The sequence below is a fragment of the Thermus sediminis genome, assembly GCF_003426945.1.
Classification (GTDB): domain Bacteria; phylum Deinococcota; class Deinococci; order Deinococcales; family Thermaceae; genus Thermus; species Thermus sediminis.
Map to the genome: position 1 here is coordinate 1,911,407 of NZ_QURO01000004.1, position 15,323 is coordinate 1,926,729.

The window sequence follows — 15,323 nt, forward strand, 5'->3', positions numbered from 1 at the left end:
CATGAAAGCTACCTTGCGCAAAGGGTACGAACCCTGGTACTGGGCCAACGAGCACACCCGGGTCTACATGGCCCGGGGTTACCTCCTCCCCGGGGTCACGGTGGAGGCCCGGGTGAAGGAGATCGGGGACCGGGCCGAGGCCCTCACGGGTATCCCTGGTTTCTCCGAGAAGTTCCAGAGGTACATGGCCCGGGGGTACTACTCCCTCTCCACCCCGGTCTGGGCCAACTACGGCCTCCGGCGGGGCCTTCCCATCTCCTGCTACGGGACCTACGTGGAGGACGACACCGCCTCCATCCTCCGGGCGGTGGCCGAGGTGGGGATGATGAGCAAGCAGGGGGGCGGGACCTCCGTCTACCTGGGGGCCCTGCGCCCCCGGGGGGCCCCCATCCGGGACAACGGGGAGAGCAACGGCTCCTACGCCTTCGCCGGCCTCTTTGACCGGGTCATCGAGGTCTTCAACCAGGGCTCCACCCGCAGGGGCCAGTGCGCCGCCTACCTGGACGTGGAGCACCCGGACCTGGAGGAGTGGTTCCGCATCCAGCGGGAGGGGAGCGAGGTCCAGTCCCTCTTCTGGGGGGTGTCCATCCCCGACCGTTGGATGGAGGCCATGGTGGCGGGGGATGGGAGGAAGCGGGAGGTCTGGGCCAAGATCCTCAAGTCCCGCTTTGAGGCGGGGATCCCCTACCTCTTCTTCCGGGACGCCGCCCACCGGGGCATGCCCCAGGTCTTCCGGGAGCTAGGCCTGCGCATCTGGGCTAGCAACCTCTGCACGGAGATCATGCTCCCCTCCTCCCCCGAGGAGAGCTTTGTGTGCTGTCTTTCCTCCCTCAACCTCCTCCACTACGAGGAGTGGAAGGACACGGATGCGGTGGAGACCCTGGTGATCTTCCTGGACTCCGTCCTGGACGACTTCATAGAGAAGGCGGAGGGCATCCCCTACCTGGAGCGGGCGGTGCGCTTCGCCCGCCGCTACCGGGCCATCGGGCTTGGGGTCCTGGGGTGGTACAGCTACCTCCAGTCCCAGATGGTTCCCCTAGAGAGCCTCGAGGCCCACCTCCTCAACCTGGAGATCTTCAAGACCATCCGGGAGCGGGCGGAGGAGGCCTCCCGCTGGCTTAGGCGGCGCCACCCCGGGGACGAGCTCGCGGGGGTGGGGGAGCTTAAGGAAAGGCGGAACGCCACCCTCCTGGCCATCGCCCCCACCAAGTCCAGCTCCTTCATCCTGGGCCAGGTTTCCCCCTCCATTGAGCCCTTCACCAGCAACTACTACCTCAAGGACCTGCAGAAGGCCAAGGTGCCCTTCAAGAACCCCTTCCTGGAGGAGCTCCTCCGCCAGAAGGGCAAGGACGAGGAGCGGGTCTGGCGGAGCATCCTGGAGAGGAACGGGTCTGTGCAGCACCTGGACTTCCTGACGGACGAGGAGAAGGCGGTCTTCAAGACCTTCGCCGAGGTTTCCCAGCTGGAGCTCTTGCGCCAGGCGGCGGCCCGGCAGCGCTATATTGACCAGGGCCAGTCCCTGAACCTCCTCATCCACCCCGAGGCCCCCCTCAAGGACGTGAACCAGCTCTACCTGGAGGCCTGGCGCCTGGGCCTCAAGTCCCTCTACTACCAGTGGAGCCAGAGCGTGGCCCAGGCCTACAGCCGGGACCTCCTCCTGGGGTGCAGGGCCTGCGAGGGGTAGAATGGGGCCATGGTCCTCGAGGTCCTGGGGAGCGGCAACTCCATGCTCATGGTGGCGGCAAGCGGCGCCGCCGTGCGCCTCAAGTAGGCCTTGCGCCCCTTCCTCGCCGCCCTCGCCCTCCTCACCGCCTTTCCCGTGCCAGGGGCCTTCTCCCCGGAGGACCTGAGGCGGGGAGCGGCCCTCTTCCCCCTGGTGGGCTACCTCCTGGGGGGCCTCCTGGCCCTGGCCTCCCTCCTCCCCCTGCCCCCGGGGCTCCTCGGGGGGCTTCTCCTCGCCCTTTGGCTGGGCCTTACCGGCTTCCTCCACCTGGATGGCCTCCTGGACACGGCGGATGCCCTCCTTGGGGCCAAGCCCAGGGAGAGGCGCCTCGCTATCCTGAAGGACCCCCACCTGGGGGCCTTTGCCTTTGGGGTGGGGGGGCTTTACCTCCTCCTCAAGTGGCAGGCCCTGGCCCTCTCCCCAGAGCCCCTTTTCCTCCTCCTGCTCCCGGGCTTTACCCGCTTCCTCGTCCTCCCCTTCCTCCGCCTCTACCCCCTGGCCCGGGAGGGGATGGCGGCCCTGGTGCAGGGCGGGCCCCTCCTTCCCCCCCTCCTCCTCGCCCTGCCCCTTCCCCTCCTCTTTCCCCTTCCCGCACTTCTGGCCTTCCTCGCCGCCTTCGCCGTGGCCCGGCTCGCCCTTTCCCGCCTTGGGGGGCTCACGGGGGACGTGCTGGGGGCCATGATCGCCCTATCCGAGCTCTTCGGCCTGTTAGGCTATGCCCTATGGAAAGCCCTAGGCGGGTGAGGCCCTACGAAAGGCCCAAGGGGGAGAGGCGGGGCCTCGTCATCGTCTACACCGGGGACGGCAAGGGGAAGAGCACCGCCGCCTTCGGCCTGGCCCTAAGGGCCCACGGCCGGGGGCTAAGGGTGCGGGTCTTCCAGTTCCTCAAGCACCAGGGGGCCCGCTTTGGGGAGCACCGGGCCCTGGAAAGGCTCGGCATCCCCATAGAGGGCCTGGGGGACGGGTTTACCTGGAGGAGCCGGGACCTTTTGGCCTCGGCCCGCCTGGCCCAGGAGGGCTGGCAGAGGGCCAAGGAGGCCATCCTCTCCGGGGCCTACCACCTGGTGGTCCTGGACGAGGCCACCTATCCCCTGCGCTACGGTTGGGTTCCTCTGGACGAGGTCCTTTCCGCCCTGAGGGCCAAGCCCCCCCACGTCCACGTGGTCCTCACGGGGAGGGGGGCCCCCGAGGCCCTTCTGGAGCTTGCGGACACGGTCACGGAGATGCGCAAGGTGAAGCACGCCTTTGACCTAGGGGTTCCCGCGCAAAGGGGCATTGAGCACTAGACTGGGGGTATGACGGACAAGAACCTGGCCCGCTTCTACGCCATCGCCCAGGAGATCTGGAGCCAGCTTCCCCCTCAGGCCCGCTTCCGGCCCGTGGAGGACGGCAAGGTCCTGGCCCGGCACCGGGGCTTTCTGGAGGGCCTCACCGGGGAGCTGGTCCAGGGCTTTTACGAGACCCTCTTCGCCCACCCGCCCACCCGGGCCATCTTCCGGGAAGGGGAGAGACCCCTCCGGGAGAAGACCCTGAGGGACTGGTACCTCCGCACCTTGGCGGGGCCCTTCAACGGCCAGTACTTCGCCTGGCAGGCCCTGGTAGGCCTGGTCCACGTGCGGCGGGGGGTGACCAACGCCATGATGGCGGGCATGTGGAACTGGCTCACGGAGGAGGTGGAAAGGAGGGCCCGCGAGGCCCTGTCCCGGGAAGAAGCCGAAGCCCTCGCTGGGGCCTGGCGGCGGCTGGCCTTCACCGTGGCCGCCCTGATCTCCGAGGAGTACCTGGACGCCTACCTCGAGGCCCTGGCCGAGGCCTTCGGCAGGGAGCCCAAGGAGTTTCGCCGCCTGGCCCAAGGGGAGGCGGAGCGCCTCCTAAGGGAGCTTAGCCCCCGGTGAACCCGCCCCGCCTCCTCCTCGCCGCCCCCCACTCGGGAGCGGGGAAGACCACGGCGGCCTTGGCCCTCCTCCTCCGCCTCCGGGGGCTTGGCCTCAGGGTGCGCCCCTTCAAGGTGGGGCCGGACTACATAGACCCCACCCACCTGGAGCGGGCGGCGGGCCTCAGGCCCTACAACCTGGACGGCTTCTTCCTGGACGAGGCGGGGCTCCTCGCCCTCTTTGCCCACGGGATGAGGGGGGCGGACCTAGCCCTCATAGAGGGGGTCATGGGCCTCTTTGACGGCAAGGACCCCCTGGGGCGGGTGGGCTCCACCGCCCAGGTGGCCCGGATCCTAGGGGCCCCGGTGGTCCTGGTGGTGGACGCCAAGGGCATGGCGGGCTCCATCGCCCCCCTGGCCCTGGGCTTCGCCCGCCATGACCCCGGGGTGCAGGTGGTGGGGGTGGTGGCCAACCGGGTGGGTTCCGAGCGGCACGCGGCGATTCTGAGGGAGGCCCTGGAGGCCCACGGCCTTCCCCTCCTGGGCTGGCTCCCCCAAGACCCCGCCCTGGAGCTTCCCGAGCGCCACCTGGGCCTGGTGCTGGCGGGGGAGGTGGAGCCTCCCCTAAGGGCCCTGGAGGGGGCGGGCTTTTGGGACCTCGAGGCCCTCCTCCGCCTGGCAAAGGCGGCCCCGCCCCTCCCCGAGCCCCCCTCCTTCCTTCCGGAAAGGCGCCCGCCCCGGGTGCGGGTGGCCTACGCCTGGGACCGGGCCTTTTCCTTCTACTACCCCGAGGCCCTGGAGCTCCTCTCGGCCTTGGGGGCCGAGCTCGTCCCCTTTAGCCCCCTGGCGGACGAGGCCCTCCCCGAGGCCCACGCCCTCCTCCTCGGGGGCGGCTACCCCGAGCTCTTCGCCGAGGGGCTTTCGGAGAACCAGGCCATGCGGGAGGCCATCCGGGGCTTCCGGGGGCCCATCCTCGCCGAGTGCGGCGGGTACATGTACCTCTCCGAGGGGCTTTGGGTGGGGGAGCGCCTCTTCCCCATGGTGGGCCTGGCCCCAGGGGAGGCCCGCATGGGGGGGAAGCCCGTCCTCGGCTACCGGGAGGTGGAGGCCCTACGGGACAACCCCGTGGCGGCGAGGGGGGACCGCCTCAAGGGGCACGAGTTCCACTACGCCAGGCTTCCCGCCTCCCCAAGCCCCGCCTGGCGGCGGGTGGGGGGAGGGGAGGTGGAGGGGTGGACGGACGGCCGGGTCCTGGCCAGCTTCGTCCACCTCTATCTCCCCGCCAGGCCTGCCGCGGCCCAGAGGTTTTTGGCCCAAGCCGAGGTGCTGATAGGGTGATCCCTTTGTGGCCTAGCCCCCTCGTCTCCTCCGCGCTTCGGGTATAGTGGAGCCTGCAGGCTGGGGGTGCCCCAAGGGAGGGGCTGAGAGCTGGGTGGTCCCAGCAACCCTTGGAACCTGATCCGGGTAATGCCGGCGGAGGGAAGCCTATGCGGAAGACCCCAATCCCCCAAAACCCAACCCCCCTCGGGCCGCGTGGGCCTTTCCCGTCGGCCTGAGGAGGTGGAAGCTTGCTGGGAAGGCTCTACCTGGTGGTGACTCCCAGGCCCGGTTGGTCCTGGGAGGAGACCCTGGACCGCACCGAGCGGGCCCTGGCGGGGGGCGTGGAGGTCCTCCAGCTTCGGGCCAAGGACTGGGAGGCAAGGCCCACCCTGGACCTGGGGGAGAGGATGCTGGCCCTGGCCCGGCACTACGGGGTCCCCTTTTTCTTGAACGACCGGCCCGACCTGGCGGCCCTCCTGGGGGCGGATGGGGTCCACCTGGGCCAGGGGGACCTGACCCCAAAGGAGGCCCGGCGCTTCTTCCGGGGCCTGATAGGCCGCTCCACCCACGCCCCGGAGCAGGCCCTAGGGGCTCTGGAGGAGGGGGCGGACTACCTCTCCGTGGGGCCCGTCTGGGAAACCCCCACGAAGCCCGGGAGGCAGGCGGCGGGGCTTGGTTATGTGCGTTGGGCGGCGGAGAACCTCGGGAATAGACCCTGGTTCGCCATCGGGGGGATTGACCTCACCAACCTGGACCAGGTCCTGGAGGCCGGGGCCAGGCGGATCGTGGTGGTGCGGGCCATCCTGGACGCCCCTGACCCCGAGGGGGCGGCCAAGGCCTTTAGGGAGAGGCTCTATGGTGTGGCTTAACGGCGAGGCGAGGCCCCTCGAGGGCCGTTCCCTCCGGGACGTTCTGGAGGAACTTGGGGTGGACCTGGAGCGGGTGGCCGTCCTCCTCAACGAGGAGGCCTTCCCCGGGCGGGACCTACCCCCCTACGTCCTGAAGGAAGGGGACGTGGTGGAGGTGGTCTCCCTCATGCAAGGAGGCTAGATGGACACCTGGAAGGTAGGGGAGGTGGAACTGAGAAGCCGCCTCATCCTGGGCTCGGGGAAGTTCCGGGACTTCGGGGTGATGCGGGAGGCCATCGCCGCTGCGGAGGCCGAGGTGGTCACCGTGTCCGTGCGGCGGGTGGAGCTAAAGGCCCCGGGGCACGTGGGGCTTCTGGAGGCCCTGGAGGGGGTGCGCCTCCTCCCCAATACCGCCGGGGCCAAGACGGCGGAGGAGGCGGTGCGCCTGGCCCGGCTGGGCCGGGTCCTCACCGGGGAGAGGTGGGTGAAGCTGGAGGTGATCCCCGACCCCACCTACCTCCTCCCCGACCCCGTGGAGACCCTGAGGGCGGCGGAGGTCCTCTTGGGGGAGGGTTTTTTGGTCCTCCCCTACATGGGGCCGGACCTGGTCCTGGCGAGGAGGCTTGCCGCCCTGGGCACGGCCACGGTCATGCCCCTGGCGGCCCCCATCGGTTCGGGCTGGGGGGTGAGGACGAGGGCCCTTTTGGAGCTCTTCGCCCGGGAGAAGGCCTCCCTTCCCCCGGTGGTGGTGGACGCTGGCCTGGGCCTCCCCTCCCACGCGGCCGAGGTCTTGGAGATGGGGCTGGATGCTGTCTTGGTCAACACCGCCATCGCCGAGGCGGAGGACCCCCCCGCCATGGCCCTGGCCTTCCGCCTGGGGGTGGAGGCGGGGAGAAAGGCCTTTTTGGCGGGGCCCATGCGGCCCAGGGAGGGGGCGAGCCCTTCCAGTCCCACCGAGGGCGTGCCCCTGGGGAGGGGGGGATGAGGGCCGAGGTGGCCGTGGTGGGGGCAGGGATCATCGGGGCCCTGGCCGCCTACGAGCTCGCTAGGCGGGGCCTTTCCGTCCTCCTCCTGGACGCGGGGAAGGAGGGAGCGGCCACCCCGGCCAGCGCCGGGATGCTCGCCCCCTACCCCGAGGGGCTTTCCGGGGAACTTCTGGAGGCGGGGCTTTTCGGCCTGGACTACTACCAGGAGCTCCTCGCCGAGCTCAAGGAGAAGGGCTTCCCGGTGGAGGCGGGCTTTGCCGGCACCCACGTGGTGGCCCTGAGCGAGGAGGAGAAGGGGATTTGGGCTGCCCAAGAGCCCCTCCCGTACCCCGTGCGGGGCGGGCAGGGGGCGAGGCGCTTCCCCGGGGGGTACGTGAACCCCAGGGCCCTCCGGGAGGCCCTCCTCGCCGCCCTCCGGGGGATGGGGGTAGGGCTGGTCCAGGCCGAAGCCGAGGGGGTGGAGGAGGGGCGGGTCTTCTGGCGGGAGGGGGAGGTGCGGGCCCGCTTCGTCCTCCTCGCCGTGGGGGCCTGGGGCGGGCGGTTTGGCCTCAGGGTGCGCCCCCTGAAGGGGGAAGCCCTTCTCCTAAGGGGCGAGGCCCCGCCCGGCCCCCTCTTCGCCGGGGACGGGTACCTCCTCTCCCGGGAGGGCGGGGTCTACGTGGGGGCCACGAGCCGGGAGGGTTGGGCCGAGGGCGTGGACCTCTTCGGCCTCCGTTGGCTTGCCGACTACGCCCACGAGCGCTTTCCCCTCCTGGAAGGGGCCCCCTTCCGGGGGGTCCTCTGGGGCTACCGGCCCTTGGGGGAGCTCTTCGTGGGGGAGGTGGCGAGAGGGGTTTATGCGGCGGTGGGGCACGGGCGGAACGGGGTCCTCCTGGCCCCGTGGACGGCAAAAAGGCTTCTTGGGCTTTTGGGGGTGGAGGGATGACGCAGTTGGAAGCGGCAAAGAAGGGACTTGTCACCGAGGAGATGGCCTACGTGGCCGAAAGGGAAGGGGTTTCCCCCGAGTTCGTGCGGGAGGGGGTGGCGGCGGGGCGGATCGTGATCCCCCGGAACCCCAACCACAAGACCCTCAAGGACTTCAAGGGGATCGGGGAGGGGCTTTCCGTCAAGGTGAACGCCAACCTGGGGACCTCCTACGACTACGTGGACGTGGAGGAGGAGGTGGAAAAGGCCAAGGTGGCCATCCGCTATGGGGCGGACACCCTCATGGACCTCTCCACTGGAGGGGATCTCAAGGAGATCCGCAGGAGGGTCCTCGAGGTGGCCACCGTTCCCCTGGGCACCGTCCCCATCTACGAGGCGGAGTTTAGGGCGGCGAAGCGCAAGAACTTCTTTGACATGTCCGCGGATGAGCTCTTCGGGGTCATAGAGGAGCACGGGAAGGAGGGTGTGGACTACATCACCGTCCACGTGGGGGTAACCCTGAAGAACCTGGAGGTTTACCGGAACGCCGCCCGCACCACGGGCATCGTGAGCCGGGGCGGGGGGCTCATGGCCGCCTGGATGCTCCATCGGGGGGAGGAAAACCCCCTCTACGCCCGCTTTGACGATCTCCTGGAGATCGCCCGTACCTACGACCTGACCCTCTCCCTGGGGGACGGCCTTCGCCCGGGCTCCCTGGCGGACAGCACCGACCGGGCCCAGATCGCCGAGCTCCTCACCATCGGCGAGCTGGTGGAAAGGGCCAGGAGGGCGGGGGTGCAGGCCATGGTGGAGGGGCCGGGGCACGTCCCCCTGAACGAGGTGGCCGCCAACGTGCAGATCCAGAAGAAGCTCACGGGGCACGCCCCCTTCTACATCCTGGGGATGCTCCCCGTGGACACGGCGGCGGGCTTTGACCACATCGCCGGGGCCATCGGCGGGGCCCTGGCGGGGTGGATGGGAGCCGATATGCTCTGCTACCTCACCCCGGCGGAGCACCTGGGCCTGCCCACCCCCGAGCACGTGAAGGCGGGGGTCATCGCCTTCAAGATCGCCGCCCACGCCGCCGACGTGGCCCGGGGGAACAAGGGAGCTTTGGAGCGGAACCGGAGGATGTCCTTGGCCCGCTACCAGCTGGACTGGGAGGCCCAGTTCGCCCTTTCCCTTTTCCCGGAGGAGGCGAGGCGCCTCAAGGAGGAGCGGGGGTCTAGGACCAAGGCCTGCAGCATGTGCGGCCCCTTCTGCCCCATGAACCTGGTGGAGGCAGTCCTCAAGGGGCGGGCCCGGATGGAGCTTCCCCTCGCATGATGCGGACCGCCCTCACCATCGCCGGCTCGGACCCCTCCGGGGGAGCAGGGCTCCAGGCCGACCTCAAGGCCTTCCAGCGCTTCGGGGTCTACGGGATGGCAGCCCCCACCCTCCTCACGGTGCAGAACACCCTGGGGGTCAGGCGGGTGGAGCTCCTGCCCCCGGAGCTCGTTTATGAGGAGATCGCCGCCATTCTGGAGGACATCCCTGTCCACGCCGCCAAGACCGGGGCCCTGGGGAGCGCCGCCATCATCGCCAAGGTGGCGGAGGCGGTGGAGCGCTACGGGATCTCCCCCCTGGTGGTGGACCCGGTCATGGTGGCCAAAAGCGGGGACCCCCTCCTGGACCCTTCCGCGGTCTCTGTCCTCGTGGAAAGGCTTTTCCCCCTGGCTACCCTCATCACCCCGAACCGCATGGAGGCCGAGGCCCTTTTGGGTAGGCCCATCCGGGGCCTGGAGGAGGCGGAGGAGGCTGCCTTGGCCCTCCTGGCGCTGGGCCCCGGGGCCGTCCTCCTCAAGGGGGGGCACCTCGAGGGGGAGGAGAGCGTGGACCTCTTGGCCACAAGGGGAAGCTTGAGGCGCTTCGCTGCTCCCCGCATCCCTACCCGAAACACCCATGGCACCGGGTGCACCCTCTCCGCCGCCATCGCCGCCCTCCTGGCCCTGGGGAAGCCCCTGGAGGAGGCCGTGGCCGAGGCCAAGGCCTACCTCACCCGGGCCCTCATGACCGCTCCCCCTTTGGGCCACGGCCACGGGCCCCTGAACCACGGGGCCTGATCACCAGGCCCGCACCCCCTGGACCAGGGCGTAGAGGTAGACCACGGCCGCGGCGTCCCAGGCCTGGGGGCGGCAGGCCACGGGGTAGGGCACAGGGGGTAGGCCTGCCTCCCTGGGGAAGCCCCCCACGAGCTCGGGCAGGCGCAGATCGGGCTGGCTTTGGGCTAGCTCCAGGAGGGCCTGGGCTACCTGCGCCCCCTGCTCCTTGCGGCCATAACGGAAAAGCCCCCCGGCGAAGAGGGCGGTGTCGTGGGGCCAGACGGAGCCGTTGTGGTAGGAGAGGGGGTTGTAGCGGGCCTCCCTCCTCCCCAGGGTGCGCAACCCCCAGCCCGTCCACATCTCCTCGGAGAGGAGGGTTTCTAAAAGGTCCCCCACCTGCTCCTCGGGTACCGCCCCTGCCCAGAGGAGATGGCCGGCGTCGGAGGCCTTCACCCTCAGGGGCTCCTTGTGCCGGTCCAGGGCCAGAGCGTAGGTCCCCAGCTCGGGAATCCAGAAGCGCTCCTGGATGAGATGGAAGAGTGCCTCCGCCCGCTTCTGGTGCCTCCTGGCCTTCTCCTCCTCCCCTAGGGCCATGTAGAAGTCCCGCGCCACCAGGTGGGCGGCGTAGGCGTAGCCTTGGACCTCGCTCACCGCCAGAGGGGGTTCGGCCAGGCGGCCGTCCCTATGGCTCATGGAGTCGTGGGAGTCCTTCCAGGACTGGACGGCGAGCCCTCCTCCCTTAGGGGCGAACTCCAGGAGCCCGTCCCCGTCCAGGTCAGCCCTCTCCAGCCAGCCCAGGGCCGCCTCCCAGTGGGGCCTCAGCTCCTGCACCAGGGCCAGGTCCCCCATGAGGTCCAGATACCGCCCCAGGAGGACTACGAAAAGGGGGGTGGCGTCCACGGTGCCGTAGTAGCGGGCGAAGGGGACATGGCCCAGGCGGGAGAGCTCCCCGAGGCGTTCCTCGTGGAGGATCTTCCCTGGCTCCTCCTCCCGAAGGGGGTCTAGGGCCGCCCCCTGCCGCCTGGCCAGGTAGCGGAGGACCCCGCGGGCCACCTCCTTTCCCCAAGGGAGGAGCATGAAGGCGGTGAGGAGGCTGTCCCGGCCGAAGGGGGCCACGAACCAAGGGATGCCCGCGGCGGGCACGGGGCCCTCGGGGGTGGCGAGGAGGAGGGCCCTCAGGTCCAGGAGGGCCTGCCGCAGGACCGGGGCCCAGGGGCCTTCCCCTTGGGGGAAAGCGGCTAGGAAGGCCTCGTAGCTGGGGAGGTCGCCTTGGGTCCCGAGGGGGCTTTCCAGGGCCACCGTCCAGCCCAGGACCCCCTCCTCCTTGGGGGGAAGGGCCAGCCGATGGCCGCCCGGCGGGGGGGAGGGGGAGAGGGCCACCCGCTTCTCCACCCCATCCGGGGCCCGGTAGGCGAACCCCCTTTCCGGAGGGGGGGAAGGGTGCCAGCCGCGGGCCTGGAACAGGTCTTGGAAGCTGGGCACCGCCTCCACCACCACGGCCACCTCCTGGGCTTCGCGGCCCAGGTTGCGGAAGAGGAGGACCTCCTCCACCCGCCCCCGGGCCACCCTCAGCGTGCGCCTCAGGTAAAGTTCCCCCTCCGGCCCCCCGAACCTGGCCCAGTCCTGGACCAGGTGGTCGGGCCTAGGGGAACGGCTTTCCAGCAGGGCGAGGCCAGGGGGGAGCCCCAGGCGGTAGCGGGAGAGGAAGCGGGTGTCGTGCCGGTAGAACCCCTCCGCTCCCGCCTCAGCGAAGCCCCGCTCGTTCAGGACCAGATAGGTGTCGTCTTCTTTGAGGGGAAGGACCATGGCTCACTCCTTGACCGCCCCCACGCTGACCCCCTCCACGAAGTAGCGCTGGAACACGGCGAAGAGGATCAGGATGGGGATCATGGACAAAAATCCCCCCGCCAGGATCAGCCCCCAGTCCCCCACCTGGCCGTAGGCGTTGCGGAAGGCGAGGAGGCCCAGGGGCAGGGTGTAGATCTCCCGGGGAGTGGTCAGGACGATGAAGGGCCAGAAGAACTCGTTCCAGGCTCCTTGGAAGGTGAGGATGGCCACGGCCCCTAGGGCTGGGGTGGCCATGGGCAGGACCACCCGGAACAGGGTCTGGAAGGGGGTGGCCCCGTCTATGAGGGCCGCCTCCTCCACCTCCTTGGGGATGGACTCAAAGAACTGCTTCATGATGAAGACGGCCCCGGCCCCCACCAGCCCCGAGAGGATGAGCCCGGTGTAGGTGTTGAGGAGGGTCTCCACGCCAAAGAGCCTGGAGAGGCCGAAGATCCCGTCCCTTAGGACCAGGTAGTTGGAGATGAACGTGACCTGGACCGGCACCATCATGCTGAAGAGCATGAAGAGGAAGAGGGCCTCCTTGCCCGGGAAGCGCAGCCGGGCCAGGGCGTACCCCGCCATGGAGGCGAAGACCAGGGTGGTGGTTACCTTGAGGAAGGCGATGAGGAAGGAGTTCAGGGTCCAGCGCAGGAAGAGGCTTTGGCCCGTTTCCAGGCTACGGGTTTCGCGAAAGGCCCGGACGTAGTTGTGGAAGGTATAGCCCAAAAGGCCGGGGACTACGTTGTCCCAGGAGGCCACCCTTCCCCGGCGCTCAAAGCGGATGGGGTCCAGGGTGGCCGCCACCAGGAGGGCCCCCCGGGGGGCCTCGAGGTCCAGGGGAACCCGCTCCAGGTAGGGGCCTTCCCCCTGGTAGGCGATCTGCAAGCGGTAGCGGTAGAGGTAGCCTTCGGCCTCCCCCAGCCGGAAGGGCCTCGTTTCCAGAAGGTCGGGGCCAAAGAGTTGCACGTAATCCGCGGCGTAGGGGCTCTCAAACACCGCCCCCATTCCCGCCCCCGGCCTGCGCCGAGGGATGACAGCCTGAAGCTCCGGGGGCGTGGCCTCGGGCCAGAAGTAGGCCACCTCCAAGGCCACCTCCCTTCCCGGGCGCATCCCCCCAAGCCAAGGATCCCCAGCCCCCTCCCGCCCCAGGCGCCAGGCCGCTACCCAGTTCTTGGGGCTCACCTGGGCGAAGCCCAGGTTGAAGGGCCACTCCAGGGGGTTGGTCTTGAGGCTAGCCAGAAAGCCCATGAGGAAAGGTCCCACGAAGAAGACCCCGAAGGCGAGGAGAAGGCCGTAGGCCCAGGCCACCCGGGCCCAGCGCCTCCTTGCCGCCTCTTTGGGGCTCATTACCCCCACCCCCTCTCGCTCACGCCGAGGCGGCGCTGCAGGAGGACCACGAGAAGGGTGAGCCCCGCCAGGAAGAGGGCTGCTGCCGAGGCCAGGCCCACCCGGGGCGTGGCCCCCGAGGGGAAGACGTTGCCGTAGACGTAGTAGGCCAGGGTGACCGTGGCCTCGAGGGGGGCCCCGCCCGAGCCGCCCACGAAGAGCACCTGGTCAAAGAGCTGCAGGGTGCCGATGAGGCCTAAGGTGATCACCAGGAAGAGGACCGGCCGCAGGAGGGGTACGGTGATGCGGCGGAACATGGTCCAAGGGGTAGCCCCGTCCAGGGCCGCTGCCTCGTAGAGGGTCTTGGGGATGCCCTTGAGGCCGGCCAGGAAGAGGACCATGAAGGTGGGGATGGTGGTGTAGGTGTTCATGAGGATGATGGCCCAAAGGGGGTAGGGGATGCCCAGGAAGGTGGCCGTGGTGGGGAGCCAGGGGATCTCCACCCGCACCTCCCGGGGCCCGACCAGGCCCAAAAACCCCAGGGCGTAGACCCCGAGGAGGGCCAGGGGCAGGCTGATCAGGGCCAGGGCGGGGTCCCAGAACCCCGTGGGGGCGCCCCTCCTCCTCTCCCAAAGCACCTGTCCTCCTTGGACCAGGGCGAAGATCAGGGCCAGGGCCAGGAGGTGGGGGAGGTAGGCGAGGAGGAGGGAAAGCCCCTGGTTCACCAGGCCTGTGCGCTGGAAGAGCCAGAGGAGGAGCAGGCTGGCGGCGGCGGTGGAGACCACCGAGGGCAGGTAGTAGACGGTCCGGAAGGCGGTGATCCCCCTTAGGGGCTGGTTCAGGGCTGTGGCCAGGAGGAGGGCGAAGAAGGTCTGCAGGACGGTCACCACCAGGCTGTAGGCCAGGGTGTGCCAGAGGGCCCTCAGGAAGAGGGGGTCCTCCAGGAGGCGGAGGTAGTTGGCGAGGCCCACGAACTGGGGCGGGGAGAAGAGGTCGTAGTCCGTGAAGCTGAAGTAGACCGCGCGCAGGAAGGCGTAGAGGAAGAAGACCCCCAGGGTGAAGAGGAAGGGAAGGAGGAGGAGGAGGGCGTAGAGGCCCTCGAGGGTGCGGGCATTCAGGCGCATGGGCGCTCCCAAAGGGGCAAAGGGGGGCGAGGCCCGCCCCCCCATGTTCTCCCTACCTCCTGCCCGTGAGCCGGTCCAGGGCTACCTGGGCGTCCCTCAGGGCCTGGTCCACGGTCTTTTGCCCGGTCATCACCGCCTGTAGGGCCTCGTTGATGGGCCGCATCCAGTCCCCGCCGAAACCCCGGAACTTGAAGGGATAGACCACCCCTCCCGGGGCCACAGAGCCTTGGAAGACGATGCGGTTTAGCTCGGGCTCCCTGCCCGCGCGCTGGAAGTAGGGGTTTTGGGCCAGGGCCCTGCGGCTCGGGATGGCCAGGCCGCGCTCCAAGACCCACTGCTGGGCCTCCGGGGAGGTGAGGGCCCTCAGGACCCTGGCCGCCGCCTCCTTGTTCCGGCTTTGGGCGTTCATGCTCCAGGACACGGTGAAGATGAAGTTGCCCCGCCTCTGGGTCACGGGGTCCAGGGGCAGGAAGGTGGTGCCGTACCTCAGGTTCGGGGCCCGGTCCCGGAGGAAGCCGGCGATCCAGGCCCCCTCTATGGCCGTGGCCGCCTTCTCCCCGCCGAAGCATCCCCCAGTCCAGCCCTCCCCCAGGTCCTGGGCGAAGCGGGCTGCCCCCCGCCTGGTCAGGCCGGTGTACCACTCAAAGGCCCGGCGGAAGTTCCCGTCCAAGACGGTGTGCCCCCGGTCATCAAAGGGCCTCCAGCCGGTGGCGAAGGCAAAGGGGGCAAAGCGGGCGACGTCGGCTACCACACAAAGCCCCGCGACGTCCCCCAGCCGGGTCTGCACCTGGCGGAGCTTGGCCTCAAAGGTTTCCCAGGTGTCCTGCTGGTTGGGGTACCTAACCCCCGCCTCGTCAAAGAGGTCCCTGTTGAACTGGAGGGCCAGGGTGTTGAAGTCCTTGGGGATGCCGTAGAGCCTGCCCCCGTAGGTGAAGGCCTGGACCAGGTTGGGCAGAAACTCGGCGATCTCCTGCCTGCTGAAGTAGCGGTCCAAGGGCTCCACCCGGCCGGTGGCGAAGAGGCTTTCCGACCAGAAGATGTCCACGTAGAAGAGGTCGGGGGCCGTGCCTGCAGAGAGGGCGTTGAAGAGCCACTGGGTGTAATCGCCTTCTATGGGCTCGTAGATGACCCGGATGCCCTCCCTGTCCAGCCTGGGCTGCACCACCTCCCGGAGAAGCCCGGTGACGATGGCGACATCAGGGCCGCCCCAGCCCGAGATGCGCACCTGGGTCTGGGCCAGGGTGGAGAGCCCGAAAAACACCAGAATGGTCGCAAGAATCTTGCGCATGGTTTGCCTCCACTTGGCGTTCCA

General features: G+C 69.3%; 15 protein-coding genes and 1 riboswitch. Of the genes, 11 read left to right on the plus strand and 4 right to left on the minus strand.

Annotation, left to right across the window (positions count from 1 at the left end; genetic code table 11):
• Window position 1 precedes the first annotated feature (1 nt).
• The 11 genes from ATI37_RS10900 (at window position 2) to thiD (ending at window position 9,755) form a co-directional block, all read left to right on the plus strand.
• Complete coding sequence (locus ATI37_RS10900; RefSeq protein WP_117238365.1) at window positions 2-1,684, plus strand: ribonucleoside-diphosphate reductase subunit alpha; 1,683 nt, start codon at window positions 2-4, stop codon at window positions 1,682-1,684.
• Between the two features lie 90 nt (window positions 1,685-1,774).
• Window positions 1,775-2,467 carry an adenosylcobinamide-GDP ribazoletransferase gene (locus tag ATI37_RS10905; RefSeq protein ID WP_117238366.1) on the plus strand — a complete coding sequence of 231 codons (693 nt, stop codon included), beginning with the start codon at window positions 1,775-1,777 and terminating at the stop codon, window positions 2,465-2,467.
• Window positions 2,446-3,009 carry a cob(I)yrinic acid a,c-diamide adenosyltransferase gene (gene cobO, locus ATI37_RS10910; protein WP_117238367.1) on the plus strand — a complete coding sequence of 188 codons (564 nt, stop codon included), beginning with the start codon at window positions 2,446-2,448 and terminating at the stop codon, window positions 3,007-3,009. The genes ATI37_RS10905 and cobO overlap by 22 nt, the downstream gene beginning before the upstream one ends.
• Before the next feature lie 9 nt (window positions 3,010-3,018).
• Window positions 3,019-3,618: a protoglobin domain-containing protein gene (locus ATI37_RS10915; RefSeq protein WP_117238368.1), complete on the plus strand. Its 600-nt coding sequence runs from the start codon at window positions 3,019-3,021 to the stop codon at window positions 3,616-3,618.
• Window positions 3,615-4,934 (plus strand): cobyrinate a,c-diamide synthase, encoded by a 1,320-nt coding sequence (locus ATI37_RS10920; protein ID WP_117238369.1) that lies wholly within the window; start codon window positions 3,615-3,617, stop codon window positions 4,932-4,934. The genes ATI37_RS10915 and ATI37_RS10920 overlap by 4 nt, the downstream gene beginning before the upstream one ends.
• A 52-nt stretch (window positions 4,935-4,986) precedes the next feature.
• Window positions 4,987-5,095: riboswitch (TPP riboswitch) on the plus strand.
• A 69-nt stretch (window positions 5,096-5,164) separates the two neighbouring features.
• On the plus strand, window positions 5,165-5,785 hold the full coding sequence (gene thiE, locus ATI37_RS10925; protein ID WP_117238370.1) for a thiamine phosphate synthase: 621 nt from the start codon (window positions 5,165-5,167) through the stop codon (window positions 5,783-5,785).
• Complete coding sequence (thiS, locus tag ATI37_RS10930) at window positions 5,772-5,966, plus strand: sulfur carrier protein ThiS (protein WP_117238371.1); 195 nt, start codon at window positions 5,772-5,774, stop codon at window positions 5,964-5,966. Before thiE ends, thiS begins: the two co-directional genes overlap by 14 nt.
• A complete protein-coding gene (locus tag ATI37_RS10935) occupies window positions 5,967-6,749 on the plus strand; it encodes a thiazole synthase (protein WP_117238372.1) in 783 nt (260 codons plus the stop codon).
• Window positions 6,746-7,675, plus strand: coding sequence for an NAD(P)/FAD-dependent oxidoreductase (locus ATI37_RS10940; RefSeq protein WP_117238373.1), 930 nt, complete (start codon window positions 6,746-6,748; stop codon window positions 7,673-7,675). The genes ATI37_RS10935 and ATI37_RS10940 overlap by 4 nt, the downstream gene beginning before the upstream one ends.
• Window positions 7,672-8,979, plus strand: coding sequence for a phosphomethylpyrimidine synthase ThiC (gene thiC / locus ATI37_RS10945; protein WP_117238374.1), 1,308 nt, complete (start codon window positions 7,672-7,674; stop codon window positions 8,977-8,979). Before ATI37_RS10940 ends, thiC begins: the two co-directional genes overlap by 4 nt.
• Window positions 8,979-9,755 (plus strand): bifunctional hydroxymethylpyrimidine kinase/phosphomethylpyrimidine kinase, encoded by a 777-nt coding sequence (thiD, locus tag ATI37_RS10950; RefSeq protein ID WP_117238375.1) that lies wholly within the window; start codon window positions 8,979-8,981, stop codon window positions 9,753-9,755. Before thiC ends, thiD begins: the two co-directional genes overlap by 1 nt.
• Here the strand turns inward: thiD and ATI37_RS10955 are convergent, their stop codons facing one another.
• From ATI37_RS10955 to ATI37_RS10970, 4 genes are read right to left on the minus strand one after another with little or no spacing between them, the layout of a single operon-like run.
• Window positions 9,756-11,540: an MGH1-like glycoside hydrolase domain-containing protein gene (locus ATI37_RS10955; RefSeq protein WP_117238376.1), complete on the minus strand. Its 1,785-nt coding sequence runs from the start codon at window positions 11,538-11,540 to the stop codon at window positions 9,756-9,758. It lies immediately after the preceding gene.
• Window positions 11,541-11,543: 3 nt separating this feature from the next.
• Window positions 11,544-12,908, minus strand: coding sequence for a carbohydrate ABC transporter permease (locus ATI37_RS10960; protein WP_117238377.1), 1,365 nt, complete (start codon window positions 12,906-12,908; stop codon window positions 11,544-11,546).
• A complete protein-coding gene (locus ATI37_RS10965; RefSeq protein ID WP_117238613.1) occupies window positions 12,908-14,011 on the minus strand; it encodes a carbohydrate ABC transporter permease in 1,104 nt (367 codons plus the stop codon). Before ATI37_RS10965 ends, ATI37_RS10960 begins: the two co-directional genes overlap by 1 nt.
• Before the next feature lie 52 nt (window positions 14,012-14,063).
• A complete protein-coding gene (locus ATI37_RS10970) occupies window positions 14,064-15,299 on the minus strand; it encodes an ABC transporter substrate-binding protein (protein ID WP_117238378.1) in 1,236 nt (411 codons plus the stop codon).
• Window positions 15,300-15,323: the final 24 nt, after the last annotated feature.

Excerpts from the sequence above, each read along its gene's own strand:
- ATI37_RS10900 (WP_117238365.1), top strand. The coding sequence starts at position 2 with ATGAAAGCTACCTTGCGCAAAGGGTACGAACCCTGGTACTGGGCCAAC.
- cobO (WP_117238367.1), top strand. The coding sequence starts at position 2,446 with ATGGAAAGCCCTAGGCGGGTGAGGCCCTACGAAAGGCCCAAGGGGGAG.
- ATI37_RS10915 (WP_117238368.1), top strand. The coding sequence starts at position 3,019 with ATGACGGACAAGAACCTGGCCCGCTTCTACGCCATCGCCCAGGAGATC.
- thiS (WP_117238371.1), top strand. The coding sequence starts at position 5,772 with ATGGTGTGGCTTAACGGCGAGGCGAGGCCCCTCGAGGGCCGTTCCCTC.
- ATI37_RS10935 (WP_117238372.1), top strand. The coding sequence starts at position 5,967 with ATGGACACCTGGAAGGTAGGGGAGGTGGAACTGAGAAGCCGCCTCATC.
- ATI37_RS10940 (WP_117238373.1), top strand. The coding sequence starts at position 6,746 with ATGAGGGCCGAGGTGGCCGTGGTGGGGGCAGGGATCATCGGGGCCCTG.
- thiC (WP_117238374.1), top strand. The coding sequence starts at position 7,672 with ATGACGCAGTTGGAAGCGGCAAAGAAGGGACTTGTCACCGAGGAGATG.
- thiD (WP_117238375.1), top strand. The coding sequence starts at position 8,979 with ATGCGGACCGCCCTCACCATCGCCGGCTCGGACCCCTCCGGGGGAGCA.
- ATI37_RS10955 (WP_117238376.1), bottom strand. The coding sequence starts at position 11,540 with ATGGTCCTTCCCCTCAAAGAAGACGACACCTATCTGGTCCTGAACGAG.
- ATI37_RS10960 (WP_117238377.1), bottom strand. The coding sequence starts at position 12,908 with ATGAGCCCCAAAGAGGCGGCAAGGAGGCGCTGGGCCCGGGTGGCCTGG.
- ATI37_RS10965 (WP_117238613.1), bottom strand. The coding sequence starts at position 14,011 with ATGCGCCTGAATGCCCGCACCCTCGAGGGCCTCTACGCCCTCCTCCTC.
- ATI37_RS10970 (WP_117238378.1), bottom strand. The coding sequence starts at position 15,299 with ATGCGCAAGATTCTTGCGACCATTCTGGTGTTTTTCGGGCTCTCCACC.